Source organism: Agromyces cerinus (assembly GCF_016907835.1).
In the GTDB taxonomy this organism is placed as follows: Bacteria; Actinomycetota; Actinomycetes; order Actinomycetales; family Microbacteriaceae; genus Agromyces; species Agromyces nitratus.
Genome location: NZ_JAFBCT010000001.1, coordinates 3,691,228 through 3,717,900, shown reverse-complemented (window position 1 = coordinate 3,717,900; position 26,673 = coordinate 3,691,228). Strand labels below are relative to the sequence as shown.

The window sequence follows — 26,673 nt, the reverse complement described above, 5'->3', positions numbered from 1 at the left end:
GAAACCCACGAGGGGCCGGACCATTCGGTCCGGCCCCTCGCGGCGAATCCGCTCGGACTGCTACTGCACGACGTTGAGCGCGTTGATGTTGCCGGCTCCGTAGAAGCCGTTGCGCTCACCACCGGTGCAGACGGCCGGCCATCCCGGGCGCGGTTCGAAGACGCCGTCGGGGCACGGCAGCGACTCGGAGGTGCGCTCGAGCAGCGAGGCGAGTGCGCCCGGCTTCATGCCCGGGTGCGCCGACACGGCGAGCGCCGCGACGCCTGCCACGTGCGGGCCAGCCATCGAGGTGCCCTGCTTGTAGCCCCAGCCGCCGCCCGGGTAGACGGTCGAGAGCACGCCGTCGGCGGGGGTCGGGGAGACGCCGCCGGTGCGGAAGCGGGTGTCGCCGCCGGGAGCCGTCACATCGACGACGCCCAGGCCGTACGACGAGTAGTAGCTCTTCTGCTCGTTCGGGCCGACGGCCGAGACCGTCACGACACCCGGTGCCTCAGCAGGCAGGTCGCGGCATGCGCCCGTGATGGTGCGATCCTCGACCGGGTAGCTGCCGTCGTTCGGGCTGCTCGAGTCGATGAACTTGTGCTGCAGGTCGACGTTGCTGTTGCCCGCCGAGGCCACCGTGAGGGTGCCCTGCGCCGTGGAGTACGCGAGTGCGCGCTGCACGGCCTGCCAGACCGGCCGCTGACGCGGGTCGTTCACGCAGTTGAACTCCCACGGGTCGATGAAGTAGCTGTTGTTGGTGACGGGCATGTCGTGGTCGGCGGCCCAGAGGTAACCGCAGATCGCGGCCTCGGGGTAGATGAAGCCGTCGTCGTCGACGACCTTGACCGAGGCGACCTTCACGCCCGGGGCGACGCCCGCGATGCCGACGCCGTTGATGGCGGCGGCGATCGTGCCGGCGACGTGCGTGCCGTGGTCGGAGGTGGTGGGGCTCCATGCCGCTTCACTCGTGTCCGCCACGCCGCCGATGCACGAGGCGCTCTGGTCCTTCGCGACCTGCGTCGCGAGGTCGGGGTGGGTCGCGTCGATGCCCGAGTCGAGCACGCCGACCACGACCGACGGGTCGCCCGTCGTGATCTCGTGCGCCTTGTCGACGTCGATCTGGGTCATGTCCCACTGCAGGCCCCAGTACTGCTCGCCAGTCGGGTCACCGGCGGCTTCGACCGCGGATGCGTCGAGGGCGACGGACTCCTCGTCGTCGACGAGCGTCGTGCCGAGCCCGTCGGTCGAGGCGACGGACTGGACGCCCGCCCCTGCGACGGCGGTGGTGAACGCCGTGTTCGTCGAGCGCACCACGAGCACGCCGATCTGGTCGTACGAGGCCACGACCGTGCCTCCGGCAGCGGCGACGCGTGCCGCCGCCTTCGCGACGCTCTTGCCCTGCGGCGCGAGCACGAGGTAGCCGGTCTCCGGCCCGGTGGCCGCGGCAGGCGCCGCCACTGCGGGTCCCGCAGCTGCCCCGATGAGGCCGATCGCCAGGGCGGCGGCTGAGGCCACCCCGACCAGTCTGGATTTGTTCATCCCTGTCTCCGTTCGACACGAGTGGAGTACCGCCGGCCGGGTCGGCAGGCGGACCGGCCCGTCCAGAGGGTGCGACGAGCGGAGGCAACGTTGATGCCGCGCGGCCGGTGGCGCGAGTCTATTGCCGAAGGTGCGGCAGGGCTAGCGCAAGGCGACGACGCACCGCGGTCGAAGGGCGCGACCGGCAAGTAGGCTGGTGGGCATGTCGAAAGTCCTCTCCAGCCTGCCCGTCGGCGAACGCGTCGGCATCGCCTTCTCCGGCGGCCTCGACACCTCGGTCGCGGTCGCGTGGATGCGCGAGAAGGGTGCAGTGCCCTGCACCTACACGGCCGACCTCGGCCAGCCCGACGAGCCCGACGTCGAGGCCGTTCCCGGCCGCGCCATCGAGTACGGCGCCGAGATCTCGCGCCTCGTCGACTGCCGCGCGGCACTCGTCGAAGAGGGCCTCGTCGCGCTGCAGTGCGGTGCGTTCCACATCCGCTCGGGCGGCAAGGCGTACTTCAACACGACCCCGCTCGGCCGCGCGGTCACCGGCACGCTGCTCGTGCGCGCGATGCTCGAAGACGGCGTCGACATCTGGGGCGACGGCTCGACCTACAAGGGCAACGACATCGAGCGGTTCTACCGCTACGGCCTCATGGCAAACCCGCGCCTGCGCATCTACAAGCCGTGGCTCGACGCCGACTTCGTCACCGAGCTCGGCGGCCGCGCCGAGATGAGCGAGTGGCTGCAGCAGCGCGACCTGCCGTACCGCGCCTCAGCCGAGAAGGCCTATTCGACCGACGCGAACATCTGGGGCGCGACGCACGAGGCCAAGGTGCTCGAGGAGCTCGACGCCGGCATCACCACGGTCGAGCCGATCATGGGCGTGAAGTTCTGGGACGAGTCGGTCGAGATCGCCACCGAAGACATCACGGTGCGCTTCGAGCAGGGCCGTCCCGTCGCCCTCAACGGCGTCGTGTTCGACGACGCCGTCGCGCTCGTGCTCGAGGCCAACGCCATCGGCGGCCGTCACGGCCTCGGCATGAGCGACCAGATCGAGAACCGCATCATCGAGGCGAAGTCGCGCGGCATCTACGAGGCACCGGGCATGGCCCTGCTGCACATCGCGTACGAGCGCCTGCTCAACGCGATCCACAACGAGGACACGATCGCGAACTACCACAACGAGGGCCGCCGCCTCGGGCGCCTCATGTACGAGGGCCGCTGGCTCGACCCGCAGTCGCTCATGCTGCGCGAGTCGATCGTGCGCTGGGTCGCCTCGGCCGTCACGGGCGAGGTGACGCTCCGCCTGCGCCGCGGCGACGACTACACGATCATGAACACGACGGGCCCCTCGCTCAGCTACCAGGCCGAGAAGCTCTCGATGGAGCGCGTCGGCGACCAGGCCTTCGGCCCCGAGGACCGCATCGGCCAGCTCACGATGCGCAACCTCGACATCGCCGACTCGCGCGCCCGCCTCGAGCAGTACGCGCACCTCAACCTGGTGGGCGGCGCGACCGCTGCGCTCGTCGGCGACCTCTCGGTCGGCGACGCCGCGCAGATCCTCGCGGGTCCGGCCGAGTCCGACCTCGAGGCGGCGACGGATGCAGCGAACGAGGCCTCCGCGTTCGACCTCGGCACCGACTGAGGCGCGCGAGCCCGAGGCGCGAGATCACTCGGGCGAGCCGTCCCCCCGGGCGGCCCACCCGAGCTGTCGATCGCTTCCCCCTGCTGATCGACCGCCGAGCCGGGCAGTAGCTCAGCTCGGAGGACGTTCCCCGGTGCAGCCGTTCTCGGCGAAGTCGGGGTCGCCGCGACCCGCGAACCAGGTCGGCGTGCCGTGGTCGTCGTACCAGAATCCCGGATAGACGTCTTCTTCGTCCTGGTGCTTCGCGTGCGCCTTGACGACGGCGATCTTGTCGGTCTCGATGTAGACGAACGGGTTCTTGGCGCTGTGCGTCGCGTGGCAGTACGGCACCTTGTGGTCGCCGTCGACCGGCGACGTCGCGTTGGCGGCGACGCCGGCTCCGAGCACGCTGAGCGCGATGAACGGCACTGCGGCGAGCCCTGCCGTCAGACGGCGTGTGCTGGTGGACATCGGTTGAGTCTCCCCTCGACTCGGGTCTCGGGTGCCGCTGCCAGAGGGAGCGACGCACCCGGTGCGAGTGCCGACGTCGCCGGTACCGCGCACACCTGAAGGGTAGGCCGATGCACGGTGGCGGGCGTACCCCAAACCGGGGGACACGCCCCGGGTCAGGCGGCGGTCTGCTGGTGCGCCGCCACCCGCCACGAGCCGCCCTCGATGAGGTAGGTCGTCGACATGCGGAGGTTCACGGTGTCGTCGCCCCGGCGCGCCTCTGCACGATAGACGAGGATCCCGGCACGATCGCCGAGCCGGATCACCGCCGGCTCGTGCAGGTGGTACTCGTCCCACGGCGGCGCGCTCCGCATCGCCGTGAGGATCTCGTCGCGCCCGAACGCGGCGCCGTCGACGATCATGAGTGCGTCGCGGGTCATCGCGCGCTGATAGTGCTCGCCGCCCCGGCCCTCGACGATCGCCCGCCATCCGGCGTGTTCCTCGTGCATGAGTCGAGCGGGCAGATCATCGGTGATCTCGGTCATGCCCCAACGGTAACCGCGATCGGATGCTGCGGGAAGAGGCCGCGCGAAGACGACGGTCAGAGCCAGCCCTTGCGCTTGAAGAGTCCGTACAGCACGCCCGCGAAGGCGAGCATGAGCGCGACCGCGAACGGATAGCCCCACGGCTTGTCGAGTTCGGGCATGTGCGTGAAGTTCATGCCGTAGATGCCGGCCACGAGCGTCGGCGCGAAGATGATCGCGGCCCAGCTCGAGACCTTCTTGGCCTGCTCGCTCTGGGCGACGGCGGCCTCGGAGAGCACCTTCGTCTCCTCGTTCTGCCGCTGCGCGACGAGCGTGGAGTGCACCTGCAGGGCGTTCTGCAGCAGTTGGCGGAACGTGTCGCCGCGCTCGACGATGCGGATGACGTGGTCCTTCACGTCGCGCAGGTACCGCTGCAGCTCGAGGTCGATGGCGTACTTCTCGAAGCCGCGCTCGAGGGCGTCGAACATGCCCACGAGCGGCCGGGTGGCGCGCTGGAACTCCATGACCTCGCTCGCGAGGTCGTAGATGCGCCGGGTGACCTCGGGATCGCCCGAGAAGAGCTGCTCCTCGATCTCGTCGATGTCGTTCTCGAGCCCGAGGTCGACCGGCGAGTACTCGTCGACGACCTCGTCGAGCACGGCGTAGAGCACCGCCTCGGGGCCCTTCGCGAGCAGTTCCGGCGCGGACTCGAGCCGATTGCGCACGCGCGCGAGGTTCGGGGACTCGGCATGGCGGATGGTGATCGCGAAGTCGGGTCCGATGAACACATGCAGCTCGCCGAACTCCACCTGCTCCACCTCGTCGAGGTAGCGCGCAGGGCGCAGCACCACGAAGAGGGTGTCGCCGTAGCGCTCGAGCTTGGCCCGCTGGTGGCCCTTGCGCGTGTCCTCCACCGCGAGGGGGTGCAGGCCGAACTCCTGCGCGAGCGCATCGAGTTCGGCGTCGGTCGGCCGGTAGAGCCCGATCCACGCGAAGCCGCCGTGCTCGGCGCGCCGCTCGAACGTCTCGTCGAGGGACGTCGGGGTCGCGACGCGCGTGCCGTCGCGGTAGATCGCGTTGTCGATGACCGTCATCGGGCCCAGTCTGTCAGGCATCTGCCGGTTGAGCTCGCCGAAACCCGGTCGTGAGCGGGCTCCGGTTCCGGCAGGCACAGGTTTCGGCGGCTCAGGTTTCTACAGGCTCAGGTTTCGACGGGCTCCGGTTTCGACAGGCTCAACCTGCAGCGGGCGGCACAGCATGCGTCAGCACCCACGAGTGCATGGCGATCGCAGCGGCGGCGCTCGCGTTGAGCGAGCGGGTCGAGCCGTACTGCGTGATCTCGACGATCGCGTCCGCCGCTGCGGTCGCCTCGGGCGAGAGCCCCGGTCCCTCCTGGCCGAAGAGCAGCACGCAGCGCTCCGGCCACGCGAAGGCTTCGATCGGCACGGAGCCCTCGACGTTGTCGACGGCTATCACGGGCACGGATGCCTCGTGCGCCCACTCGGCGAAGGCCGCGACATCCGGGTGGTAGACGACGTGCTGGTAGCGGTCGGTGACCATCGCGCCCCGCTTGTTCCAGCGGCGACGGCCGATGATGTGCACGGTGTCGGCCGCGAAGGCGTTCGCACTCCGCACGATCGAGCCGATGTTCATGTCGTGCTGCCAGTTCTCGATGGCCACGTGGAACCGGTGCCGATGCTCGTCGAGATCGGCGACGATCGCGTCCATGCGCCAGTACCGGTACCGGTCGATGACGTTGCGCGTGTCGCCGTGCTCGAGCAGCTCGGGGTCGAAGTGCGGCTCTTCGGGCCACTCGGCCTCGCCGCCCGGCCACGGCCCGACGCCGTGGGTCAGCACCGGCTCGACACCGCTCGACTCATCCGGTTCTGCATCCACCCTGCCACGCTATCCGCCTTCGGGTCCCGCTAGCGCACCTGGTCGGTCGGGCGCACCAGGATCTCGTTGACCGAGACGTGCTCGGGCTGGCCGAGCGCGTAGACGATCGCCGCGGCGATGTCGTCGGGCCGGAGCGTGCGCATCGACGCGGCGATGTCGGCCGCCGCGGCCTGCATGGTCGGATCGGTGATGTGGCTCGTGAGCTCGGTGTCGACGAAGCCCGGTTGGATCACGATCACGCGAACGCCCTGACGGGTGACCTCCTGACGCAGCGACTCCGCGAATGCGCCGATGCCGAACTTCGTGGCGGCGTAGACGCCACTGCCGAGGGAGGCCGACCGTGCGGCGGTCGACGACACCTGCACGACCGCACCCTTCGTCTCGAGGAGGTGCGGCAGCGCGGCGTGCACCGCGTACATCGAGCCGAGCAGGTTCGTGTCGACCATGCGCTGCCACTCGCGCACGTCCGCCCCGAGGATCAGGCCGCTCTGCATGAGCCCGGCATTGTTCACGAGCGCGTCGAGCCTGCCGAAGTGGCCGACCGTCTCGGTGACGGCGCGCTGCACCGACGCCGAGTCGGTGACATCGAGCTGCAGGGGCACGACCTCGCCGGACGCTTCGTCGACGAGGGAGGCGAGCCGGTCGATGCGGCGGGCGCCGATGGCGACGCGAGCGCCGGCCCTCGACAGTGCCAGGGCGGTCTCCCGGCCGATGCCGGATGACGCCCCCGTGACGAGGACGACCCTCCCCTCGAGCGGGCGTTGCGCCTCGAGCGTCTCTTCGGAGTTCATTGCGGATCCTTCCAGCGGAGTGTTCTTCGGCGACGCGGCTACGCCGACCTGCCTTCGAGTGCGACGTTCGGGCGGCCACCGGCATCGATCCAGTCCTCGTATCGGGTCGTTGCGATCGTCGCGTCGGGGCCGGGAAGCAACTCGCGCTCCTCGAGGTCGGTGCCGAAGTAGCGGGCTAGCGGGTCGACCTTCACGTCGCGCAGGTCGTTGCGATCGCGCAGCCGACGGCGGACGAGTTCCTCGAGCCGGAACTGCTCGGGGCCGGCGAACTCGAGGACCCGGTTCACCGGTGCCCCGACGGCGACCGTCGCGACGGCGGCGGCGACGTCGTCGGCGGCCATCGGCTGGAACAGCGCCCGGGAGAGCCGCACGACGTTGCGGCTCGTACCCGCATCGGCGATGTTCGCGATGAACTCGAAGAACTGGGTCGCGTGCACGATCGAGTACGGACGACCCGACTGTCGGATGAGCCGCTCCTGCGCCGCCTTCGCGGCGAAGTACCCTCCTTCGGTGCGGGCGAGCCGGTCGGTGCCGACGACGGAGAGCGCCACGTGGTGGGCGACACCCGCCGCGGCGCCGTAGGTGAGCAGGTTCAGCGTCGAGCCGTAGAAGAACTCGTTCGCGGCCGCCTCGTCGAGGTAGTCGGAATTGGAGACGTCGATGAGCACCTCCGCACCGGCGAGTGCTTCCTCGAGCCCCTCGCCGGTGTAGGAGTTGACGCCGGTCGCGCGCGACGCCACGACGACGTCGTGGCCGGCGCCGATGAGCCGCGCCACGAGTCGGGTGCCGATGAGACCGGTGCCGCCGATGACCGAGATGCGCATGGCGGGCTACTTCACCGGCGCCGACTGGCCTGCGAGCCAGTCGCTGAACCTCGTCGTCGAGAGCTGCGCGCCCTCGCTCAGGGGCACGAGTTCGGTGCCGGTGAGCTTCGTGCCGAAGTACGGTGCCTCAGGGTCGCCGATGACGGTGCGGGGGTCGGCCTTGGCTGCCATGCCGACGCGCACGAACTCGTCCTGGCCGAAGCGCTCGGGCCCGCCGATCTCGAGGGTGCCGTTGATCGGGTCGCCGGCGGCGACGCGGGCGACGGCGGCCGAGACATCCGCTGCCGCGATCGGTTGCATGAGTCCCGTGCTGAGACGTGCCACGCCGTCGACGGTCGCCTCGTCGGCGATGCGTCCGACGAACTCGAAGAACTGCGTCGCGCGCACGATCGAGTACGGCTGCCCCGACTCCTCGATGAGCTGCTCCTGCGCGACCTTGGCGCGCAGGTATCCGCTGTTCGGCAGGAGTTCGGCGCCGACGATCGAGAGCGCCACGTGATGGGTCACGCCGGCAGCACCTTCGGCTTCGAGCAGATTCGAGGTCGACGTGGTGAAGAACGCGAGCACGTCGTCGTCGGCGAACGACGGCGAGTTCGACACGTCGACGACGACGTTCGCGCCCACGAGCACTTCGGCGAGGCCCTCGCCGGTGATGGTGTTCACGCCCGAGTTCGGAGAGGCGGCGACGGCTTCGTGGCCGTGCTCGATGAGGTGTTCGACGACCTTCGAGCCGATGAGGCCGGTGCCTCCGATGACGACGATCTTCATGACTGGTGCCTTCCGTCAGGGCAGCGGTCATTCCGCTGCCGTCACGAACTCTGACCGGACTCCCATCCGATCTGTGACGAGTGTGAGTGAATTCGCCGTCGCCGCCCTCTGTCACCACTCGGTCGGCGTGAGGAGCACCTTTCCGCGCAGTGCCCCGGCCTGAGCCAGCGTGTGCACCCGGGCAAGGTCCTTCAGCGGGTGGCGAGCGCTCACATCGAGGTGCAGTTCCCCTGCATCGACCAGGTCCGCGAGCCGAGCGAGCTGGGCGGCATCGCTGCGTGCGAAGACGCTCACGGTGCGAATCCCCGTGCCTGCGGGCGCGACGCCCGGTGTCGTCGTCGAGACGAACGCGCCGCCCGGCTCGACGAGCGCGACGAGCGCCGCGGTCTCCTCGGGCGTCGTTCGCACGAGATTCACGACGACGTCGACCGGCCGGCTCATCGTGTCCACCACGGAGCGTTCGGTGTAGTCGATCACCTCGCTCGCACCGTGCGCGAGCACGGCGTCGCGGCTGCGCGCACCGGCCGTCGCGATCACCGTCGCACCGGCCCGTGCGGCGAGTTGCACGACGAAGGCGCCGACCCCGCCGCCGGCACCGTTCACGAGCACCGATTGGCCGGGGCGCACACCGGCCGACTCGACGGCTTGCCATGCGGTGAGTCCGCTCGACGCGAGCGAGGCCGCGTCCGGCAGGGGAACGGACTCCGGAGCCGGGGCGAGCGAATCGGCCGGCACGGTGACGTATTCGGCCGCCGCACCCGGGGCGGTCATGGACAGGAACGCGATGACGTTCCGGCCGACGAGGTCGCCGGCCACACCCGGTCCGATGGCGACGACGGTGCCGCTGAGGTCGATGCCGGGAGTGTGGGGCAGCTCGATCGGGAAGGCGTTCGCCAGGGCGCCGGTGCGGATGGTCGCGTCGACGTGGTTGAACGTGGTGCCCGCGACTCGCACGAGGGCCTCGCCGGGGCCGGCGACGGGACGGGGTACCTCGACGGTTTCGAGCACGGTCGGGGTGCCGTAGGCGGAGTATCGGATGGCGCGCATGATGCGGTTCCTTTCGTCTGGATGGTTCGTGGATGATCAGGCGGCGAGCCGCGGGTAGTCGGTGTACCCGCGCTCTCCACCGCCGTAGAGAGCGGACAGGTCTGGCGCGTTCATCGATGCTCCGGCCCGGATGCGGGCGGGCAGATCCGGGTTCGCGAGCGCGAGGGCACCGACGCTCACGACGTCGGCGAGTCCGTCGCGCAGGTCCTGCACGCGGCGGTCGATGTCGGCGCCGGCTCGGTTGAGCACGAGCCCTCCTGCCCAGCGATCGCGGATGTCGCGCAGCAGCACCTCGTCGCCGAGATGCACGACGTGCAGGTAGGCGAGCCCGAGCGGAGCGAGCGCGTCGACGAGCGCGCCGTAGATCTCGGCGACGTCGTCCTCGACGATGTCGCCGAGCGGGCTGCCGGGGCTGATGCGATAGCCGACCCGGTCGGCACCGATCTCCTCGGCGACCGCGGTCGCGACCTCGACCGGAAAGCGGACGCGGCCCGAGATGTCTCCGCCGTATCCGTCGACGCGGCGGTTGGCGTTGGTGCTCACGAACTGGTGCAGGAGGTAGCCGTTCGCGCCGTGGATCTCGACGCCGTCGGCTCCGGCGTCGACCGCGAGACGGGCGGCATGCCGGAAGTCGGCGATCGTCTGCTCGAGGTCGGCTCCGCTCATCTCACGCGGCAGGGCCATGGGCTGCGGCCCGGCCGCGGTGAACATGTCGCCCTGTGCGGCGATCGCCGATGGGGCGAGTGGAGCCCGGCCGTGCGGCGTGTTGGAGGGGTGGGCGACTCGGCCGACGTGCATGAGCTGGATGACGAGCGTCGATCCAGCCTCGTGGACCGCGGTGGCGACGTCACGCCAGGCCTCGGCCTGGGCCTCGTTGTGGATGCCGGGCGTCGCCAGGTAGCCCTGCCCGTCTTCCGACGGCTGGGTCCCCTCGGTGATGAGCATCGCGAGCGACCCGCGCTGGGCGTAGTAGGTCTGCGTGAGCCTGGTCACGAGCCCGTCGCCTGTGGCCCGGCTCCGGGTCATCGGTGCCATCGCGAGGCGGTGGGCGAGCGGGATGCGGCCAAGTCGCGTCGGCGCCCACAACGCCTGCGTGGTCTCGATGTCTGTCTTCGTCATGACACTCCTTCGAATTCGAATTACTTGCTACGAATTCGAAACAGTGATGCTCGTTCGATTATTTCCAATTCGAACGAACTTCTTCGTAGGATCGCGTTATGTCCGCCCCAACCGTGCCTCCTGCGCTGCCTCCCGAGTTCGGCGTCTACTTCTCGCTCCTCGAGGTGAGCTCCCTCGTGCAGCACGGCGTGGCACGACAATTGCGCGATGACGGCGGTCTGAGCTTCACGCAGTTCCAGATCCTCGCGATCCTCGGTGAGGACGCATCGAGGCGGAGCACGATGACCGCACTCGCCGACCGGCTGGTGCACAGCCGCAGCGGTCTGACCTACCAGGTCGATCGACTCGAGCAAGCCGGACTCGTGGTGCGCGAACCGTCCTCCGACGACGAGCGAAGCGTCAACGTGATCCTCACTGCGGAGGGCGTCGCCCGGCTCGAACGCGTGCTTCCCGGGCACATCGAGGTCGTCCGAGCGGTGCTCGTCGATGCGCTGGACCCGACGGACCGCGAGGAGCTCTCCCGACTGCTCGGTCTCGTCTCGGCGGTCATGCGCGCGCAGCCGCCCCGGTCGGCAGCGGGTGGCGCCGGGAGGAACGCGCGCGGCTGACACGCGCATGAGGAGTCGCCGGGTATCAGCAGATGTCGGGGCGTCGACGGTTCCAGTGCGCGAGCTTCGCAGGCGCCGTCGAGAGCCAGAGTGCACCGATCGGCTCCGCACCGTCGAGGCTCAGCACTCCCACCACCTCGCCGCCGTCGCGGCGGAGGGCGATGCCGGAGCGCCCGCTGACGTGCACGGGTTGCAGCGAGACATCCGCATACCGGGTCAGCTGCGCACCGAGCGCGCGGATCACGCGGACGCGGCCGCAGAGTTCGCCGCCGGTCTCATCGCCGGAGTCGACGATCAGCACGACATCGCGGTGCAGCACGCTCGAGAGTGCGACCTCGTCCCGTCGTTCCCATGCGACGAGGAGACGAGCGGCGAGGTCATCCGGCGGCACGAGCGGTCGCAGCCCCGAGTTTGCCGGGGTTCATCATCCACAGGACCTGATCGATGCCCTGTGCACCGATCACCAGGGTGATCACGGCGAAGGTGGCGCCGTCCTTCGAGAGCATCACCGACGCCTGGCCGTTCGTCTCGGCCTCGATGATGTCCACGCCGTTCCAGAAATGCGTGTGGAAGGCGCGCACGAACTTCGCGACACGCTCGCGACCGACCACGGGGAACTTGGAGGCGCGCACGACCCCGCCGCCATCGGTGTACGACACGACGTCCTCGGAGAGCAAACGCTCCAGCTGCACGAGGTCGCCGGTCTTCGCCGCGGCCAGGAACGCGGTGAGGAGCCGCCGCTGTTCGGACTGGGGCACTTCGCGTCGGCGTTCACCGGTGAGGTGCTTCCGCGCACGCGAGACGAGCTGGCGGGCCGCAGCCTCGGAGACCTGCACGATCTCGCAGATCTGCTCGTACGGGTACGCGAACGCCTCGCGCAGCACGTAGGCGGCCCGCTCCGTCGGGGTGAGGCGCTCGAGCATGACGAGCACGGCGAAGCCCAACGCCTCGGCACGCTCGGCGCCGAGCGTCGGGTCCGCGCTCGTATCGACCGGCTCGGGCAGCCACGGGCCGATGTAGGTCTCACGCTGGCTGCGCGCCGACTGCAAGGCGTTGATCGCAAGGCGAGTCGTTGCCGTCGCGAGGAAGGCCGGCGGGTCCTGCACGACCGTGCGGTCGGTGCCCTGCCATCGCAACCACGCCTCTTGCACGATGTCCTCGGCCTCGCTGGCGCTGCCGAGCATGCGGTATGCGATGCCGAAGAGCCGCCCGCGCACGGCTTGGAAGGCGGCGAGCGCCTCGTCGAGGTTCGCTTCCATGTTCTGATCCTGTCAGTCGGTGGAGGACGACAGCAGTCCTTTCCAACTGAGACCGGAGAGCCCGCGCAGTTGTGACGAGATCCGCGAGATTCCATTCAGGATCTCTGACATGCATCGCGTGGTGCGGGTGCGCGGGACCGGCAGTCGACCGCGCACCCGGCAGCGATTCACGAACGCCGCCTACGCGGCCACTCGATTGCCGCTCACCTCGCGCACGGCGTCGAGGATCGTGGCGGCCACCGCCTCGGGCTGCGAGACGCTGACGGCGTGGGAGGTACCCGTGAGCTCGGTCGTGCCGCGCGAGCCCGCGCGCTCGGCGCCCGCGCGGTGCACGGCGACCGGGATGTTGCGGTCCTCGCTGCCGAAGACGTGCCATGACGGGCGGTCCTTCCAACCGGGAATCGTCGCCTGCACGGCGTCCGTCAGCGCCGCCTCGGTCACCGGACGCTGGGTCGCACCCATCAGGCCCGCGACCTGCACGGGCACGTCGGCGGCGAACTGGTCGTGGAAGGCGGGGCGGCGGATCACGAACTCGTTGCCGCCCGTCGAGATGGGGCGCGCGTCGAGGGCGTCGCCCAGCGTCGAGCCGGGCTCGCTCGCCGAGAGCGAGAAGGCGCTGTCGCCGGGTTCTGGCACGAACGCCGCGGCGTACACGAGGCCGGCGACCTGGTCGTTGCCTGCGGATGCCTCGCTGATCACGAGGCCGCCGTACGAGTGGCCGACGAGCACCACGGGCCCGTCGATCGAGGCGATGACATCGCGCACGTAGGCGGCGTCACCGGCGAGGCTGCGGAGCGGGTTGGCGACCGCGACCGAGGTCATCCCCTCGGCGTAGAGCGCCGCGATGACGCCGTTCCAGCTGGCGGACTCGGCGAAAGCGCCGTGCACGAGCACGACGGTCGGCTTCTGATCTGACATGGCTGTTCCCCTTCTCGAACCGCATCCACCCGGTGCGGACGCGATATCAGCTCAGACCGGGCACGGCGGCGGATTGTGACCGGGACCGGGTTTCGGGTCGCCGCGTCACAACTCGCACGTCCACTCGGTCATTGCTCGTGACAGGCTCGGCCGAGCCGTGAGGCAAGAGCGGGAGCACCGGGTTTCAGGCGGCCTCTCCGGAGGTATGCGCCAAGCAGAGCACGGCTGGTCCCACCCGCCGCCGATGCCTGTCACGACCAGTGTTTCGGACAGAGGAGGACGCGATGAACGCAGGCAACGACATCGGGCCGATCGAGTATCCCGATTCGGCCGGCTACCCCGATGGCACCGGTTTCCTCGACGAGGGCACGGTGGCCGTCATCGACGAGGCGACGGCCCGCACCGTCCACGAGGTCGACCGACCCTCGGCGGACACCGAATCCGAGATCCGGGTGCTGCACCACGTCGATGAGCGGGTCTACGCCGCGACCATCGACGGCAGGCAGATCGCGAGCTTCCGCTACGACGTCGCGGACGACCGCATCATCGTGCTCACCACGACCGTCGTGCCCGAGTTCCGCGGGCGCGGCATCGCCGACGACCTCATCGCGGACGCGCTCGACGACATCCGCGAACGGGGGCTGCGCATCACCGTGCGGTGTCCGGTCGTCGCGGCGTTCATCGCCGAGCATCGCGAGTACGCAGACCTGTTGGGACCGAACCGGGCGAGCACATAGGCGAAGTGACGCTCGTTCATGGGCTCCGGTGCGTGAACGAGCTCGACCCGGTGGGCACGATCGCCCACCGGGTCGTCATCGTGCTCAGGCGCGGCCGAGGGCCTTCCGGAGCACGTGCACCGCCTGCTCGACCGCTGCCGTGACGGCGGGCGAAGGGCGGAGCGGGTTCAGCATCATGAAGTCGTGCAGCGTGCCGTTGTAGCGCACGCTCGTGGTGCGCACGCCGGCCTCGGAGAGGCGCCGCGCATACGCTTCGCCCTCATCGCGGAGCACGTCGTTCTCGTCGGTGATCAGGAACGCCTCGGGGAGGCCCGTCAGCTGCTCGATGGTCGCGCGAAGCGGCGAGGCCGTGATCTCCGCCCGCTTCGCGACATCCGGCAGGTAACTGTCCCAGAACCACGCCATGGCTGCGGCCGACAAGTACGGGCCGTCGGCGAACTCGCGGTAGCTGTCGGTGTCCTGGGCGGCGTCGGTCACGGGGTAGTAGAGCGACTGGTGCACGAACGACACGTCGCCGCGCTCCTTCGCGAGGATGGCGACCACCGCGGTCATGTTCCCGCCGACCGAGTCGCCGGCCACGGCCAGACGCGTCGCATCGAGCCCCTTCTCGGCGCCGGAACGCGTGATCCACTGGGCGGTGGCGTACGCCTGTTCGATGGCGACCGGATGCTTCGCCTCCGGCGAGCGGTCGTACTCGACGAAGACCACCGCGGCGTCGACCCCCACGGCGATCTCGCGCACGAGTCGGTCATGGGTCGCTGCGTTGCCGATGACCCAGCCACCGCCGTGGATGTAGAGGATCGTCGGCAGCAGGCCGGTCGAGCCGACCGGCTTGACGATCCGCACCTGCACGTCGCCGACGGCGGCGGGGACGGTGATCCACTCCTCGTCGACATCGGGCTTCGCGATCGGGGCGGCCTGCAGGTCGTCGAGGACCTTCCGGGCGCCGTCCGCGCCGAGCTGGTAGAGGAACGGGGGTGTCGAGGTCGCGTCGGCGATCGCCTGCGCCTCGCTGTCGAGAACGTGCGTGTTCATGATCGGTGCCCTTCAGATCGAGTCGGTCGTGTGACCGGGCGCATCCGGCGGATGCCCCTGCCCACTACGACCGGGCGGCGCACCGCTCTGTGACGCCGCGGGCGCAGCGGAGCCGGCCCCACCGCCCGAGCGTCACAACCGCGCGCCCTGTCCGGTCGAAGCTCCTGACGGGTTCCGTCGGAACCTGCCGGCCCAAGACACCGCTGAGATCCGATGCAACGAGAAGGAGCACACCATGAGCGCGACATGTCGACTCGAGCCGCTGCGACACGTCGAGACGACGCACCTCGACGTCGCCTACTTCGAAGCGGGGCCCGAAGACGGGCAGCCGGTACTGCTGCTGCACGGATTCCCCTACGACATCCACAGCTACGTCGACGTGGCACCGAGCCTGGCCGCCGCAGGCTTCCGCGTCATCGTGCCCTACCTCCGCGGGCACGGCGACACCCGCTTCCGCACCACCGACGTCCCACGCAGCGGGCAGCAGGCCGCACTGGGACAGGACGTCATCGAACTCATGGACGCCCTCCGGATTCCCGAGGCGATCCTCGCGGGGTACGACTGGGGCGGTCGCGCGGCGTGCGTCGTCGCGGCACTCCGGCCCGAACGCGTCACCGCCCTCGTCTCCGTCAACGGATACCTCATCCAGGACATCAGCGCCTCGTTGCAGCCCATTCGCCCGGAACTCGAGGCGGGCTTCTGGTACTTCTTCTACTTCCTCACCGAGCGCGGCCGCGCCGGATTGACCGAGAACCGTCGCGGAATCGCGGAGGTGATCTGGCGACGCAACTCCCCCGACTGGGATTTCGACGATGCTGAACTCGACCGTGCCGCGTCGGCATTCGACAACCCCGACTTCGTCGATGTCGTGATCCACTCCTACCGGCACCGGCTCTTCCACGTGCCAGGCGCACCGGAGTACTCCCGTCTCGAGGCGCAGTTGGCGCAGCTTCCCTCGATCACCGTGCCTGCGATCACGCTCGACGGACTCGCCGACGGCAACTTCCCTGCACGAGACGCCGCCACCGCCGGCGCTCGCTTCGTCGGCCCGCACGAGCATCGACAGGTGCCGCACGCCGGCCACAACCTCCCGCAGGAGGCGCCGCTCGCGTTCGGGGAAGCGGTCCACGACGCTGCAGCACTCGCAGCCCGGCGGCCTGCCGCGTAGCTCGCGGCTCTCAGCTCGACCATGGCGCACACCCCATCTCGGCCGACCATGTCGAGCACGGCGCGGTGTCTCCGACCACGACGTGTCGGAGACACCGGCGAAGAGGAGGAACACCATGACGGCGACGACAACGGGAGTGCACGAGCGGGCGGGAATACGAGAGTGGTCTGGGCTGGCGGTCCTCGCACTCGCGGCCCTGGTCGTCGCCATCGACACGTCGGTGGTGCTGCTGGCGTTGCCGAGCATCGCGGCGGATCTGGACGTCGACGCCAGCGAGCAGTTGTGGATCGTCGACGCGTACGGGTTCGCCCTTGCAGGATTCCTCGTGGCGTTCGGGAGCCTCGCCGACCGATTGGGGCGGCGCCGGATGGCAGTGATCGGCGCCGCGACGATCGGGGTCGCCTCGGCCGTGGCGGCGTTCGCGCCGTCGCCCGAAGTGCTGATCGCCGCGCGTGCGATCACCGGCATCGGGGCCGCGGCACTCACTCCATCGCTGTACGGACTGCTGACCGGGCTGTTCCGCGACGACCGGCAGCGGTCGGCAGCTCTCGGCGTGTTCATGACCTGCCTCATGGGCGGCATGATCATCGGACCGCTCGTCGGCGGCGTCATGCTGAGCTCGTTCCGATGGGGATCGGTGTTCCTGCTCGCGGTGCCCGTCATGGCGCTCGTGCTCGCGATGTTCCCGTTCCTGGTTCCGGAGCGACGTCACCAGACGGGCGCGAACGTCGGAGCGGCTGTCGATGCCGGGCAGCCACGACGCGGGGTCGACTGGGTCAGCGTGCCACTCTCCCTCGCGTCGATCCTCCCAGTGGTGTACGGCCTCAAGGAGTTCGCGCGAGCCGGCATCCAGTGGAGTCCCGCTCTCGCGATCCTGCTCGGCGTCATGTTCGCGGCGGTGTTCATCCGACGTCAGCAGCAGCTCGACGGCGACGCACGCCGGGCGCCATTGCTCGATCTGACGATGTTCCGCACCCGCGGCTTCGGACTGGTGCTGTTCAGCCTGTTCGCGATGACGATGCTCACGGGACCGATGATGATGCTCAACACGCAGTTCTTCCAACTGGTCTCGGGAGTCGACGTGCTCGCAGCCGGCATCCTCACCGTGCCGCCCGCGATCGTGAGCATCGCCGGGTTCATCGTGATGCCGTTGATCGCGCGGCGCATCCGGCCAGGAATCGTGATCAGCGCCGGGCTGGCGCTGACCGTCGTCGGCCTCGTCGTCATGACCCAGGTCAGTCCGGCGAGCGGACCGTGGCCACTCGTCCTCGGTTTCAGCATCGTGAGCTTCGGCGCCACCCCGCTGCCCACGCTCGGCACCAACCTGATCATCGGATCCGTACCGTTGGAACAGGCTTCATCCGCGGCATCCACCTCCGAAACCAGCGGGCAGCTCGGATACGCGCTCGGGATCGCCGTGATCGGGAGCATCGTGACCGCGGTGTACCGCCTCGGCTTTCCGCCCATTCCCGGCCTGAGTCCTGCTGACCGTGCCATCGCTTCGGAGAGCATCGCCCGAGCCGTCGAGCTCGCGACGTCGTCGGGTGATGACGCACTGCGCGCCGCAGCGGCGACCGCCTACAGTTCCGGCATACAGACGGCGGCGCTGATCGCCGCCGCGATCATGGCGGTCCTCGCCGTGATCACCGCCGTGAAATTGCGCCACATCGAACCGTTCGGGCGTTAGCGTCGAGAATCCCGACATGACTCCGACCGACAAGGGAAGCGGCACCGTGCCGCCACGAAGCACGACGAAGGAGAACGAATCGTGAAGTACCTGATCCTGATGCACGTGGACCCCGAGGTCATGGCCTCGCTGAGCCTCGAGCAGCAGCAGACCATCGGCGACGGCCACCAGGCGTTCATGGCGAAGACCACTGAGACGGGAGAGATGCTCAGCACGCACGCGCTCGGCGCCCCGAGCCAGACGAAGGTCGTGCGCAGTCGGAACGGCCGACCGGAGACCGTGGACGGACCGTTCGCGGAGACCAAGGAGTTCATGGGCGGGTACTACCTGCTCGATGTCGAGTCCGAGGAGCGCGCGATCGAACTCGCCAGCGAGCTCCCCGATGCGAGCATCGACGGTCTCGCCCTCGAGATCCGGCCCGTGATGTTCTCGGCCGGAGCAGACGTCTGACGCACGCACCGGATGAGGACCTGCTGCGCGCTCACGCGCCGCAGGTCCTCGCCGCGCTCCTGCGCCGTTACGGCGCGGGTCAGCTGGACGTCTGCGAGGACGCCGTGCAGGAAGCCCTGCTCGCGGCGCATCGCCAATGGCCGCGCGACGGCAGACCCGACGACCCGTTCGCCTGGCTGCTGACGAGTGCGCGTCGACGCATGATCGACCGCATCCGGAGCGACCACCACCGGCGCGACCGGGAACTGGCCTACGCCGAGCTGTGGCAGCCGCTCGCCGACGCATCGACCGTTCACGCCGACGAGAGCATCTGGCTCCTCCGGTTGTGCTGCCATCCCGCTCTCAGCCGCACCGCGCAGGTGACGCTGACGCTCCGCGCGGTCGCCGGCCTCACCACGGCGCAGATCGCCCACGCGTATCTGCTCCCCGAAGCGACGATCGCCCAGCGCATCAGCCGCGCCAAGGCCGGCATCCGCTCAGCTGGAACGAACTTCCCACCGCCGCTCGGGCCCGGCGATCGTCTCGACCAGGTGCTCGATGTCATCTACGTGATGTTCACCGAGGGGCACACCTCCAGCTCCGGCACCGATCCCAGCGACATCCGGCTCAGTGACGAGGCGATACGACTGGGGCGACTCGTCCACGAGGTCCAGCCCGACCACGTCGAGACGGCCGGATTGCTGTCGTTGATGATCCTCACCGACGCCCGACGTGCCGCGCGCACCGACGCTCGCGGTGCACTCATTCCGCTGGACGAGCAGGATCGCTCGCTCTGGAATCGTGATGCGATCACCGAGGCGACGAGCATCCTCGACGAGTCGCTGACCAGAGGCACGCCCGGCCCGTATGCGATCCAGGCCGCCATCGCAGCGCTCCACGACGAGGCCCCCAGCACCGAGACCACCGACTGGCCGCAGATCCTCGCCCTGTACCGCCTGCTCGACTACACCACCCAGAACCCGGTCGCCACGCTCAACGGTGCCGTGGCGGAGGCGATGGTGCACGGTCCCGAAGCCGGGCTGTCGACCATCGATGCGCTCGTCGACCTCGGACGGATCACGGATCGCAAGCGGATCGCCGCAGTGCGAGCGCACCTGCTCGAGCGCGCAGGCAGGACCGCGGAAGCCATCGAGGAGTACCGTGACGCTGCACAGCGGACCCTCTCGATCCCCGAACGCGACTACCTGACCGCCCGCGCAAGGCGACTCGAGTCCTGAGGTGCATGCGGTCGTCGATCCGGGACTTTTCGGTGCGCCGAAATCTTGATAGGTTTTCGGTATGCCGAAAACGCTCGACGACGAGACGACCACGAACGAACCAGCACCCGAGGGCGAGTCCGCCGGGCAGCACGGGCGCGCGACATCCGTGCCCCGCGTCGCGTGGCTGATCGGTCCGGCCCTCGTCGCCGGTGTCGCCTACCTCGACCCCGGCAACGTCGCGAGCAACATGACGGCCGGCGCCCAGTACGGCTACCTGCTCGTCTGGGTGGTCGTGCTCGGCAACGTCATGGCGTGGCTCATCCAGTACCTCTCGGCCAAGCTCGGCATCGTCACCGGCCGGAGCCTGCCCGAGGTGCTGGGCGGCACCATCCACAACCGCTGGGGACGCCGTGCCTACTGGCTGCAGGCCGAGCTCGTCGCGATGGCGACCGACCTCGCCGAGGTCATCGGCGGCGCCGTCGCGCTCAACCTGTTGTTCGGCGTGCCGCTCGTGTGGGGCGGGCTCATCACGGGCGCCGTCTCGATCGGGCTGCTCGTGCTGCAGTCGCGGCGCGGGCCGCGCACCTTCGAGTTCGTCATCATGGGGCTGCTCATCATCATCGCGATCGGCTTCACCGTCGGCGTGTTCGTGGCACCGCCCGACCCGGCCGGCCTCCTCGGCGGGCTCGTGCCGCGCTTCGCGGACGCGAACTCGGTGCTGCTCGCCGCGTCCATCCTCGGCGCCACGATCATGCCGCACGCGATCTACGCCCACTCCGCGCTCAGCCGCGACCGCTTCGTCACGCGGCGCGCCGCGTCGCTGTCGAGTTCCCCGTCGGCAGCGACGCCGAAGCCCGCGTGGCACGGCTTCGGCATCAGTCGCCGCTCGGAGGCGCCCGAGCTGCTGCCCGGCACGGCGACCGACGTGCCGACCGGGCTGCTGCTGCGCGCGACCCGGTGGGATGTCTCCATCGCGATGGCGATCGCCGGCACCGTGAACCTCTGCATCCTGCTGCTCGCCGCCGTCAACCTCGCGGGCGTCGAGGGCACCGACAGCCTCGAGGGCGCCTACTCGGCGCTCGGCGTCGCGCTCGGGCCGGTCATCGCGACCCTCTTCGCCGTCGGCCTGCTCGCCTCGGGCCTCGCGTCGACCTCGGTCGGCGCCTACGCCGGCGCAGAGATCATGCACGGGCTGCTGCACATTCGGGTGCCGCTCATCTTCCGCCGGCTCGTGACCCTGATCCCGGCGCTCACGATCCTCTGGCTCGGGTTCGACCCGACCATCTCGCTGGTGCTCAGCCAGGTGGTGCTCTCGTTCGGCATCCCCTTCGCCCTCATCCCGCTCGTGGCGCTCACCGCGAAGGCCGGCGTGCTCGGTCGGTGGAAGAACCACTGGGCGACGACGTCGGCCGGCATCGCGGCATCCGTGTTCCTGATCACCCTGAACGGCGTGCTGCTCTGGCTCGTGTTCACCGGGGCCTGACGAGGGGCCCGCTACGTCGTGGGCACCCGGCGCGGCGGGCGGGCTCCCGATAGTCTGGGGCCGATGCCCAGCAGCAAGAATCCCGCGGTCGAGGACTACCTCAAGACGGTGTACTCGCACACCGAATGGCAGCCCGACCCCATCACGCCGTCGGTGCTCGCCGGCAAGCTCGGGGTCGCCCCCTCGTCGGTCACCGAGATGGTGAAGAAGATGGCCGCGCAGGGCCTCGTCTCGCACGTGCCCTACGGCGCGGTGCGCCTCACCGAGGCCGGCGCCGTGCAGGCACTCGCGGTCGTGCGCCGCCACCGGCTCATCGAGACGTGGCTCGTGCAGGAGATGGGCTACGGCTGGGACGAGGTGCACGACGAGGCCGAGATCCTCGAGCACGCCATCTCCGACCGCCTGCTCGAGGCGATCGACGCGCGACTCGGCCGGCCCCTGCGCGACCCGCACGGAGACCCGATCCCCACCGCCGACGGCTCGATCGCCGCCGAACCGTTCGTGCGCGCCGACGAGGCCGCCACCGGGCATCGCGGACGCGTGATCCGCATCAGCGATCGCGACCCCGGCCTGCTGCGCGACCTCGAGGCCGCCGGCGTGCACCCGGGGGTGGAGCTCGAGATCGAAGCCCTCGACGGCGACTCGAACGCCCGCGTGCGCATCGCCGGCGAGACCCACGAGCTGCCGAACGGCGCTGCCAGCGCGATCTGGCTGACCGCGTGACCGGCGAGCACACGCCCGAGGTGCGACCGTTCCTCGTCGACCTGCGCGGCGTGGTCGACCTCCTGAGCCGGCACATCTACTCGGGCCCGCACGTCTTCCTCCGCGAACTCATCCAGAACGGCCGCGACGCCATCACGGGTCGCGCCGAGCACGAGGGCCGGCAGGATGCCTCGTGGGGCGTGCGCATCCACCCGCCGACGGCCGACCAGCCGGCGCTCCGCTTCGAGGATGACGGCGTCGGCCTCACCGCCGACGAGGTCGGCGAGTTGCTCGCCACGGTCGGCCGCAGTTCGAAGCGCGACCTGTTCGACCTGCCCCGCGCCGGGTTCCTCGGCCAGTTCGGCATCGGACTGCTCAGTTGCTTCATGATCGCCGACCGCATCGTCGTGCGCTCCCGCTCCGCACGCGGCGGCGACCCCGTCGAGTGGGTCGGCAGCACCGACGGCACCTTCACGGTGCGGGTGCTCGAGGGCGACGAGGCATCCGGAGTCGCCGTCGGCACCACCGTCTCGCTCGTGCCGCGCGCCGACGAGGCCGAGCTCTGCTCACCGGCGAGCCTGCGCGAGCTCGCACGCCGGTACGCCGAGTACCTGCCGATCCCGATCCTCGTCGGCACGGGCGATGGGAGCTTCGACGGCATCGGCCGGCCGGCGGTGTTCGCCCTCACGGGCGAGGCGCGCGCCGAGGCCCACGGGGGCATCGCCGAACTCGGGCGCGAGGTCGTCGGCGGGGCGCCGTTCGAGGTCATCGAGCTGCACTCCACGGCCACCGACACCCATGGCACCGCCTACGTGCTGCCGTTCCCGCCGACGCCGGGCGCCCGACAGGCGAACCGCGTCTACCTCGGCGGCATGCTCGTCGACCCCCGCGCCGACGAACTGCTGCCCGACTGGGCCTTCTTCGCGCGAGCCGTCGTCGATTCGAACGGACTGCGGCCCACGGCGTCGCGCGAGCACCTCATCGAGGACGAATCGCTCGAGGCGACCCGGGGCGAGCTCGGTGCCGCGATCCGCGCCTGGGTGATGCGGCTCGCCGTCGAGCGGCCCGCCCGTCTCGCCGAGTTCGTCGGCATCCACCACCTCGGGCTGAAGTCGCTGCTGCTGCACGACGACGAGCTCGCGGGCTTCATCACGCGCTGGCTCACCGTGGAGACCTCGGTCGGCGTGATGACCATCGACGAGCTCGTGCGGGCCCACCCGCACGTGCGGTTCACCGAGACCGTCGACGAGTTCCGTCAGATCGCGGGCATCGTGCCGGCGTCGCGCGCCGTGGTCAACGGCGGCTACGTGCACGAGGCCGACATCCTGCGCCGCCTGCCGCTGCTGTTCGAGGGCGTCACGGTCGAACGGGTGACCGTCTCGGGCGAGCTCGACTCGCTCGACCCGCCGCCGCTGGCCGATCGCGCGACGGCACTCGCGCTCGAAGCCCGGGCCGGTGCAGTGCTCGCCGAGGTCGGCTGCGAGCCGAGCGTGCGCCGCTTCGCGCCGAGCGACCTCGCGAGCCTCTACCTCGCAGACGCCGAGGTGCTGCGCTCGATCACCCGCGGCGCAGCACGCGACCTGACCGGCCCGCTCTGGAGCGGGGTGCTCGGCAGGATCGACGAGAGCATGCCGAGCCTCGCGAGCGGCGGCGGCGCTGCCCGTGCGAAGCTCTGCCTCAACTGGGACAACGCCCTCGTGCACACCCTCGCCGGCGATGTCGACGACGCCGTGTTCGACCGCACCATCCGTCTGCTGTACGTGCAGGCGCTGCTCGCCGGCCATCGACCACTCCGTGCGAGCGAACGGGCCATGCTGACGGGCGCGCTCACCGACCTCGTCGCCTTGAGCCTCGCCCGCTGACCGGGCCCGCCCGGACCCTCGATTCATACCCCCGATTCAGACCTCCGATTCAGACCCCCGATTCAGACCTCCGACCATCGACCGCCTAGGGAGAACCGTGTCCGAAACCATCCGCATCGACGAACTGCTCGAGCAGGTCGACCAGACGCCGTTCGGACCCGAGGAGCGCGCCCTGATCGACGAGGCGATCGCGCTCGCGGTCGAGTCGGGCGACGAGTTCTCGGAGTATCGCGCGCGCATGCGGCTGGCGTCGTCGGCCAACATGACCGGCGACACCGACGCGCTGCTGAGCTCGTTCGCCTGGTGCCTCGGCAAGCACGACGCCGACGCGGCCCGTTTCCCCGCGAAGCCGGACGACAGCGCCACCGACCTGCTCTGGCAGTACAAGTGGATGGCGGGCACGCTGTCGGCGAGCCCCGCGTTCCCCGCCGCCGACATCCGCGGTGTGCTCGACGACATGCAGTCGCGGTACGAACGCGCCGGCGTCGGCCAGAGCGGGGTCGCGATGGCGCGCTTCGGTGCGGCCTTCGCCAACGGATGGCTCGACGAGGCCGCCGAGGCCTACCGCGTGCTGACCACCACCGAGCGCGACGACTACAGCCACTGCGACGCCTGCGTGCGCAGCGAGAGCGCGGCCTACCTCGCCGCGACCGGACGCGAAGACGAGGCCATCGCCCTCTACGAGGAGATCGTCGATGGCGGATTCAGCTGCGGCGAGGAGCCGGAGCACGCCCTCTCCGACGCGCTGCTGCCGTACCTCCGCGCCGGCCGCCTCGACCGGGCGAAGTCCTTCCACCTGCGCAGCTACCGCGACGCCCGCGGCAACGCCGACAACATCGGCATCATCGCGAACCACCTGGCCTTCTGCGCGATCACCGGCAACGAGGCCCGCGGCCTCGCGATGCTCGAGCGCCACATCGCGTGGATCGCGCACGACCGCCTCAACCAGCGCGCGCAGTTCAGCGCCCTCGCCGCGACCGGCCTGCTGCTCGACACCGTCGTCGACGCCGGACACGGCGATGCCGTGGTGCGCGGCGCCGACTCCGCCGAGCTCGAGCCCTTCTTCGGCTCGCACTCGGGGCCGTGGACCGCCGCCGAGCTCAGCCCGGTCGCGTGGGCCGCGGCTGCCGCCATCGGCGACGAGTTCGACCGTCGCAACGGCAACCGGCACCTCGCCGATCGGCTGCAGGCGACGCGCGCCCTCCGCACCGAGCGTTACGACGTGGCGATCACCGGCGAGACGTTCGCGGCTCCCATGCCCGTCGCCGCAGCCGAACCGGTCGACGCCGGCGGCTGGGTCGACCGCGCCCGTGAACTCGCCGCGCTCGGCGAGATCGACCGGGCGCTCGCAGCGGCCGAGCGCGGACTCGCCGCACTCGAGGCGGATGCCGCGGATGCCGCGCCCGAGCAGGGCACCGCCGAGGCATCCGTCGCCGATGCCCGCCGGGCCGAGCTCGTCGGAATCCGCCTGGCGGTGCTCGTCGGCGCCCAACGACCCGAGGAGGCCGAACAGGAGCTGCCCGCCCGCATCGCCGCGTTGCGCGCCACGGGCGACGAGTCGCTCGCCGATGCGCTCGCACGCCACGGCCTCCTGCTCGCCGGCTCCGCCACGGCGGCCGACCTGCCGGCGCTCGAGCAGGAGCTCGGCGCCGCGCTGCAGTCGGGAGCCGATGACCTCGCCGCCCGCGTCGCCCTGCGCATCACCGCGGTGCGTGCCGAGGCGGGCGACGTCGAGGGCGCCGGCACGGCGGCCGATACCGCGATCGCCGTGCTCGACCGGGCACCCGAGCCCGAACCGATGCTCGTCGGCGCGGCCTTCCAACTGGCGGCCTACCTCGCAGCCCAGGGCGACGAGCCCGCGACCGCCCTGCCTCTCCTCGACCGCGCGATCGCCGCCGAACCGACGCGGGTCCGCCGCGCCGAATCGCACCGGCTGCGCGCCCGACTGCTCGCCGGCGGCGGCGACCTCGAGGCGGCCCTCTCCGCATCGGAGGCGGCGCTCGAACTCGACCTCGCGGTCGACGCGCGGATGCGCGTCGTCGAGGACTGCCAGCTCTCCGCCGCGATCCTCGACGACCTCGCGCGGCCCGACGATGCCGTCGCCAGGCTCCGGCTCGCGGTGCAGCACGCCGAGCTCGCGGAGTCGCCCGGGCTCGTCGGCGTGCGCTACGGCCTCGGCCGGCAGCTCCTCCGCGCCGGTCGCTCCGGCGAGGCCGTCGAGCTGCTGCAGGAGGTCTACGAAGCCGAGGATGCCGCGGGCGCACCGCCGGCCGCACGCGCCGAGACCCTGCACCTGCTCGGCACCGCGCTTCGCGGCGAAGAGGAGTTCGCCGCGGCATCCGGTGCCTGGCACGCCGCCGCCGACCTGTTCGAGGAGGCCGAGGCGTGGCCGGGCGCGGTCGCCGTGCTGGCCGACCTCGGCCGTCTGTTCGCGGGCCTCGGCTACGCGGAGGAGGCGATCGAGGTGCTCGAACGCGCCGTCGCCGATGCCCGCCGCGACCCCGAGACGGTCGCCTCGCTCGCCGATGCGCTGCACCTGCTCGGCCAGGTCAGCCTCGAGCACGGCGAAGCGACCGGTCTCGACCGGCTCGACGAGGTCGCCGCGCTCGCCCGCGAGCACGGCGCGGACTGGTTGCTCGCCGATGTCGTCGACTCGCGTGCGCGCGGCCTCGCCGCGCTCTCCCGCCCCGAGGAGGCCGTCGCGACCGCGTTGACCGCAGCCGAGCTGTTCGAAGCCGTCGGCGCGACGCGGCCGGCCGGCGGGTCGATGCTGTTCGCCGGCCGAGTGCTGCAGTCGGAGGGCCGCCACGACGAGGCGCTCGTGCTCATCGGGCAGGCGATCGAGCGGTTCGACGGGCAGGCCGACGCCGTCTCGCTCGGCCGGATCGTCCTCGCCGACTCGCTCGAGGCGCTCGGACGTCTCGCCGAGGCCGCCGAGGCGCGACGCCTCGCCGAAGAGGCCTGATCGGCTTCGGTCGATCGCCGCGGCGCACCACGACCGGTGCGCCGCGGCGGG

25 protein-coding genes are annotated in these 26,673 nt (G+C 70.5%); 11 read left to right on the top strand and 14 right to left on the bottom strand.

The window, feature by feature from the left end; translation table 11 throughout:
- Positions 1-60: 60 nt before the first annotated feature.
- Positions 61-1,521 (bottom strand): S8 family peptidase, encoded by a 1,461-nt coding sequence (locus tag JOE59_RS17415; RefSeq protein WP_204462749.1) that lies wholly within the window; start codon positions 1,519-1,521, stop codon positions 61-63.
- A gap of 202 nt (positions 1,522-1,723) precedes the next feature.
- Here JOE59_RS17415 and argG point away from each other — a divergent pair, with 202 nt between their 5' ends.
- Complete coding sequence (gene argG, locus JOE59_RS17410; protein WP_204462746.1) at positions 1,724-3,151, top strand: argininosuccinate synthase; 1,428 nt, start codon at positions 1,724-1,726, stop codon at positions 3,149-3,151.
- Between the two features lie 111 nt (positions 3,152-3,262).
- Here the strand turns inward: argG and JOE59_RS17405 are convergent, their stop codons facing one another.
- The 9 genes from JOE59_RS17405 to JOE59_RS17365 all read right to left on the bottom strand — a co-directional run bounded on the left by JOE59_RS17405 (position 3,263) and on the right by JOE59_RS17365 (position 10,549).
- Entirely contained in the window at positions 3,263-3,601 is a 339-nt protein-coding gene (locus JOE59_RS17405; protein WP_204462744.1) for a hypothetical protein, read from the bottom strand.
- Between the two features lie 155 nt (positions 3,602-3,756).
- Positions 3,757-4,125: a nuclear transport factor 2 family protein gene (locus JOE59_RS17400; protein ID WP_056012179.1), complete on the bottom strand. Its 369-nt coding sequence runs from the start codon at positions 4,123-4,125 to the stop codon at positions 3,757-3,759.
- Positions 4,126-4,181: 56 nt separating this feature from the next.
- On the bottom strand, positions 4,182-5,198 hold the full coding sequence (gene corA, locus JOE59_RS17395; protein WP_204462742.1) for a magnesium/cobalt transporter CorA: 1,017 nt from the start codon (positions 5,196-5,198) through the stop codon (positions 4,182-4,184).
- A gap of 139 nt (positions 5,199-5,337) precedes the next feature.
- On the bottom strand, positions 5,338-6,000 hold the full coding sequence (locus JOE59_RS17390; protein ID WP_204462740.1) for a TrmH family RNA methyltransferase: 663 nt from the start codon (positions 5,998-6,000) through the stop codon (positions 5,338-5,340).
- A 29-nt stretch (positions 6,001-6,029) separates the two neighbouring features.
- Positions 6,030-6,791 carry an SDR family oxidoreductase gene (locus tag JOE59_RS17385; protein ID WP_204462738.1) on the bottom strand — a complete coding sequence of 254 codons (762 nt, stop codon included), beginning with the start codon at positions 6,789-6,791 and terminating at the stop codon, positions 6,030-6,032.
- 38 nt (positions 6,792-6,829) lie between these two features.
- On the bottom strand, positions 6,830-7,615 hold the full coding sequence (locus JOE59_RS17380; RefSeq protein ID WP_204462736.1) for an SDR family oxidoreductase: 786 nt from the start codon (positions 7,613-7,615) through the stop codon (positions 6,830-6,832).
- A gap of 6 nt (positions 7,616-7,621) precedes the next feature.
- On the bottom strand, positions 7,622-8,383 hold the full coding sequence (locus tag JOE59_RS17375) for an SDR family oxidoreductase (protein ID WP_204462734.1): 762 nt from the start codon (positions 8,381-8,383) through the stop codon (positions 7,622-7,624).
- 111 nt (positions 8,384-8,494) lie between these two features.
- Entirely contained in the window at positions 8,495-9,430 is a 936-nt protein-coding gene (locus tag JOE59_RS17370; protein ID WP_204462732.1) for an NADP-dependent oxidoreductase, read from the bottom strand.
- Between the two features lie 36 nt (positions 9,431-9,466).
- Positions 9,467-10,549, bottom strand: coding sequence for an alkene reductase (locus JOE59_RS17365; RefSeq protein ID WP_204462730.1), 1,083 nt, complete (start codon positions 10,547-10,549; stop codon positions 9,467-9,469).
- 98 nt (positions 10,550-10,647) lie between these two features.
- On the opposite strand from JOE59_RS17365, the gene JOE59_RS17360 reads away from it, so the two are divergent.
- Positions 10,648-11,157: a MarR family winged helix-turn-helix transcriptional regulator gene (locus JOE59_RS17360; RefSeq protein ID WP_204462728.1), complete on the top strand. Its 510-nt coding sequence runs from the start codon at positions 10,648-10,650 to the stop codon at positions 11,155-11,157.
- A 25-nt stretch (positions 11,158-11,182) separates the two neighbouring features.
- On the opposite strand, the gene JOE59_RS17355 is transcribed toward JOE59_RS17360, so the two are convergent.
- From JOE59_RS17355 to JOE59_RS17345, 3 genes are all read right to left on the bottom strand, one after another.
- Positions 11,183-11,548 carry a sigma-70 family RNA polymerase sigma factor family protein gene (locus tag JOE59_RS17355; RefSeq protein ID WP_204462726.1) on the bottom strand — a complete coding sequence of 122 codons (366 nt, stop codon included), beginning with the start codon at positions 11,546-11,548 and terminating at the stop codon, positions 11,183-11,185.
- On the bottom strand, positions 11,535-12,416 hold the full coding sequence (locus JOE59_RS17350; protein ID WP_204462724.1) for an RNA polymerase sigma-70 factor: 882 nt from the start codon (positions 12,414-12,416) through the stop codon (positions 11,535-11,537). Before JOE59_RS17350 ends, JOE59_RS17355 begins: the two co-directional genes overlap by 14 nt.
- A 180-nt stretch (positions 12,417-12,596) precedes the next feature.
- A complete protein-coding gene (locus JOE59_RS17345) occupies positions 12,597-13,334 on the bottom strand; it encodes an alpha/beta fold hydrolase (RefSeq protein WP_204462722.1) in 738 nt (245 codons plus the stop codon).
- A gap of 284 nt (positions 13,335-13,618) precedes the next feature.
- Between JOE59_RS17345 and JOE59_RS17340 the strand changes: the two genes are divergently transcribed.
- Positions 13,619-14,071 (top strand): GNAT family N-acetyltransferase, encoded by a 453-nt coding sequence (locus JOE59_RS17340; protein WP_204462720.1) that lies wholly within the window; start codon positions 13,619-13,621, stop codon positions 14,069-14,071.
- 84 nt (positions 14,072-14,155) lie between these two features.
- On the opposite strand, the gene JOE59_RS17335 is transcribed toward JOE59_RS17340, so the two are convergent.
- Entirely contained in the window at positions 14,156-15,106 is a 951-nt protein-coding gene (locus tag JOE59_RS17335) for an alpha/beta hydrolase (RefSeq protein WP_204462717.1), read from the bottom strand.
- Positions 15,107-15,341: 235 nt separating this feature from the next.
- Between JOE59_RS17335 and JOE59_RS17330 the strand changes: the two genes are divergently transcribed.
- The 8 genes from JOE59_RS17330 (at position 15,342) to JOE59_RS17295 (ending at position 26,622) form a co-directional block, all read left to right on the top strand.
- Positions 15,342-16,274 carry an alpha/beta fold hydrolase gene (locus tag JOE59_RS17330; RefSeq protein ID WP_204462715.1) on the top strand — a complete coding sequence of 311 codons (933 nt, stop codon included), beginning with the start codon at positions 15,342-15,344 and terminating at the stop codon, positions 16,272-16,274.
- Positions 16,275-16,389: 115 nt separating this feature from the next.
- Positions 16,390-17,961 (top strand): MFS transporter, encoded by a 1,572-nt coding sequence (locus JOE59_RS17325; protein ID WP_204462713.1) that lies wholly within the window; start codon positions 16,390-16,392, stop codon positions 17,959-17,961.
- A gap of 81 nt (positions 17,962-18,042) precedes the next feature.
- Positions 18,043-18,411, top strand: coding sequence for a YciI family protein (locus JOE59_RS17320; RefSeq protein ID WP_204462711.1), 369 nt, complete (start codon positions 18,043-18,045; stop codon positions 18,409-18,411).
- Positions 18,408-19,628, top strand: a complete 1,221-nt coding sequence (locus JOE59_RS17315) for an RNA polymerase sigma factor (protein ID WP_204463464.1) — start codon at positions 18,408-18,410, stop codon at positions 19,626-19,628. Before JOE59_RS17320 ends, JOE59_RS17315 begins: the two co-directional genes overlap by 4 nt.
- Before the next feature lie 61 nt (positions 19,629-19,689).
- The gene (locus tag JOE59_RS17310; protein WP_204462709.1) at positions 19,690-21,093 is read left to right on the top strand and encodes an Nramp family divalent metal transporter; all 1,404 of its coding nucleotides are present in this window, start codon (positions 19,690-19,692) and stop codon (positions 21,091-21,093) included.
- A 63-nt stretch (positions 21,094-21,156) separates the two neighbouring features.
- Positions 21,157-21,816 carry a metal-dependent transcriptional regulator gene (locus tag JOE59_RS17305; protein ID WP_204462707.1) on the top strand — a complete coding sequence of 220 codons (660 nt, stop codon included), beginning with the start codon at positions 21,157-21,159 and terminating at the stop codon, positions 21,814-21,816.
- Positions 21,813-23,657 (top strand): HSP90 family protein, encoded by a 1,845-nt coding sequence (locus JOE59_RS17300; RefSeq protein WP_204462705.1) that lies wholly within the window; start codon positions 21,813-21,815, stop codon positions 23,655-23,657. The genes JOE59_RS17305 and JOE59_RS17300 overlap by 4 nt, the downstream gene beginning before the upstream one ends.
- 97 nt (positions 23,658-23,754) lie before the next feature.
- Positions 23,755-26,622, top strand: coding sequence for a hypothetical protein (locus tag JOE59_RS17295; protein WP_204462703.1), 2,868 nt, complete (start codon positions 23,755-23,757; stop codon positions 26,620-26,622).
- The last annotated feature ends 51 nt before the right edge of the window (positions 26,623-26,673 follow it).

Excerpts from the sequence above, each read along its gene's own strand:
- JOE59_RS17305 (WP_204462707.1), top strand. The coding sequence starts at position 21,157 with ATGCCCAGCAGCAAGAATCCCGCGGTCGAGGACTACCTCAAGACGGTG.
- JOE59_RS17335 (WP_204462717.1), bottom strand. The coding sequence starts at position 15,106 with ATGAACACGCACGTTCTCGACAGCGAGGCGCAGGCGATCGCCGACGCG.
- JOE59_RS17330 (WP_204462715.1), top strand. The coding sequence starts at position 15,342 with ATGAGCGCGACATGTCGACTCGAGCCGCTGCGACACGTCGAGACGACG.
- JOE59_RS17385 (WP_204462738.1), bottom strand. The coding sequence starts at position 6,791 with ATGAACTCCGAAGAGACGCTCGAGGCGCAACGCCCGCTCGAGGGGAGG.
- JOE59_RS17325 (WP_204462713.1), top strand. The coding sequence starts at position 16,390 with ATGACGGCGACGACAACGGGAGTGCACGAGCGGGCGGGAATACGAGAG.
- JOE59_RS17350 (WP_204462724.1), bottom strand. The coding sequence starts at position 12,416 with ATGGAAGCGAACCTCGACGAGGCGCTCGCCGCCTTCCAAGCCGTGCGC.
- JOE59_RS17345 (WP_204462722.1), bottom strand. The coding sequence starts at position 13,334 with ATGTCAGATCAGAAGCCGACCGTCGTGCTCGTGCACGGCGCTTTCGCC.
- JOE59_RS17400 (WP_056012179.1), bottom strand. The coding sequence starts at position 4,125 with ATGACCGAGATCACCGATGATCTGCCCGCTCGACTCATGCACGAGGAA.
- JOE59_RS17360 (WP_204462728.1), top strand. The coding sequence starts at position 10,648 with ATGTCCGCCCCAACCGTGCCTCCTGCGCTGCCTCCCGAGTTCGGCGTC.
- JOE59_RS17375 (WP_204462734.1), bottom strand. The coding sequence starts at position 8,383 with ATGAAGATCGTCGTCATCGGAGGCACCGGCCTCATCGGCTCGAAGGTC.
- JOE59_RS17405 (WP_204462744.1), bottom strand. The coding sequence starts at position 3,601 with ATGTCCACCAGCACACGCCGTCTGACGGCAGGGCTCGCCGCAGTGCCG.
- JOE59_RS17310 (WP_204462709.1), top strand. The coding sequence starts at position 19,690 with ATGCCGAAAACGCTCGACGACGAGACGACCACGAACGAACCAGCACCC.
- JOE59_RS17340 (WP_204462720.1), top strand. The coding sequence starts at position 13,619 with ATGAACGCAGGCAACGACATCGGGCCGATCGAGTATCCCGATTCGGCC.
- JOE59_RS17370 (WP_204462732.1), bottom strand. The coding sequence starts at position 9,430 with ATGCGCGCCATCCGATACTCCGCCTACGGCACCCCGACCGTGCTCGAA.
- corA (WP_204462742.1), bottom strand. The coding sequence starts at position 5,198 with ATGACGGTCATCGACAACGCGATCTACCGCGACGGCACGCGCGTCGCG.
- JOE59_RS17365 (WP_204462730.1), bottom strand. The coding sequence starts at position 10,549 with ATGACGAAGACAGACATCGAGACCACGCAGGCGTTGTGGGCGCCGACG.
- JOE59_RS17380 (WP_204462736.1), bottom strand. The coding sequence starts at position 7,615 with ATGCGCATCTCGGTCATCGGCGGCACCGGTCTCATCGGCACCCGACTC.
- JOE59_RS17415 (WP_204462749.1), bottom strand. The coding sequence starts at position 1,521 with ATGAACAAATCCAGACTGGTCGGGGTGGCCTCAGCCGCCGCCCTGGCG.
- argG (WP_204462746.1), top strand. The coding sequence starts at position 1,724 with ATGTCGAAAGTCCTCTCCAGCCTGCCCGTCGGCGAACGCGTCGGCATC.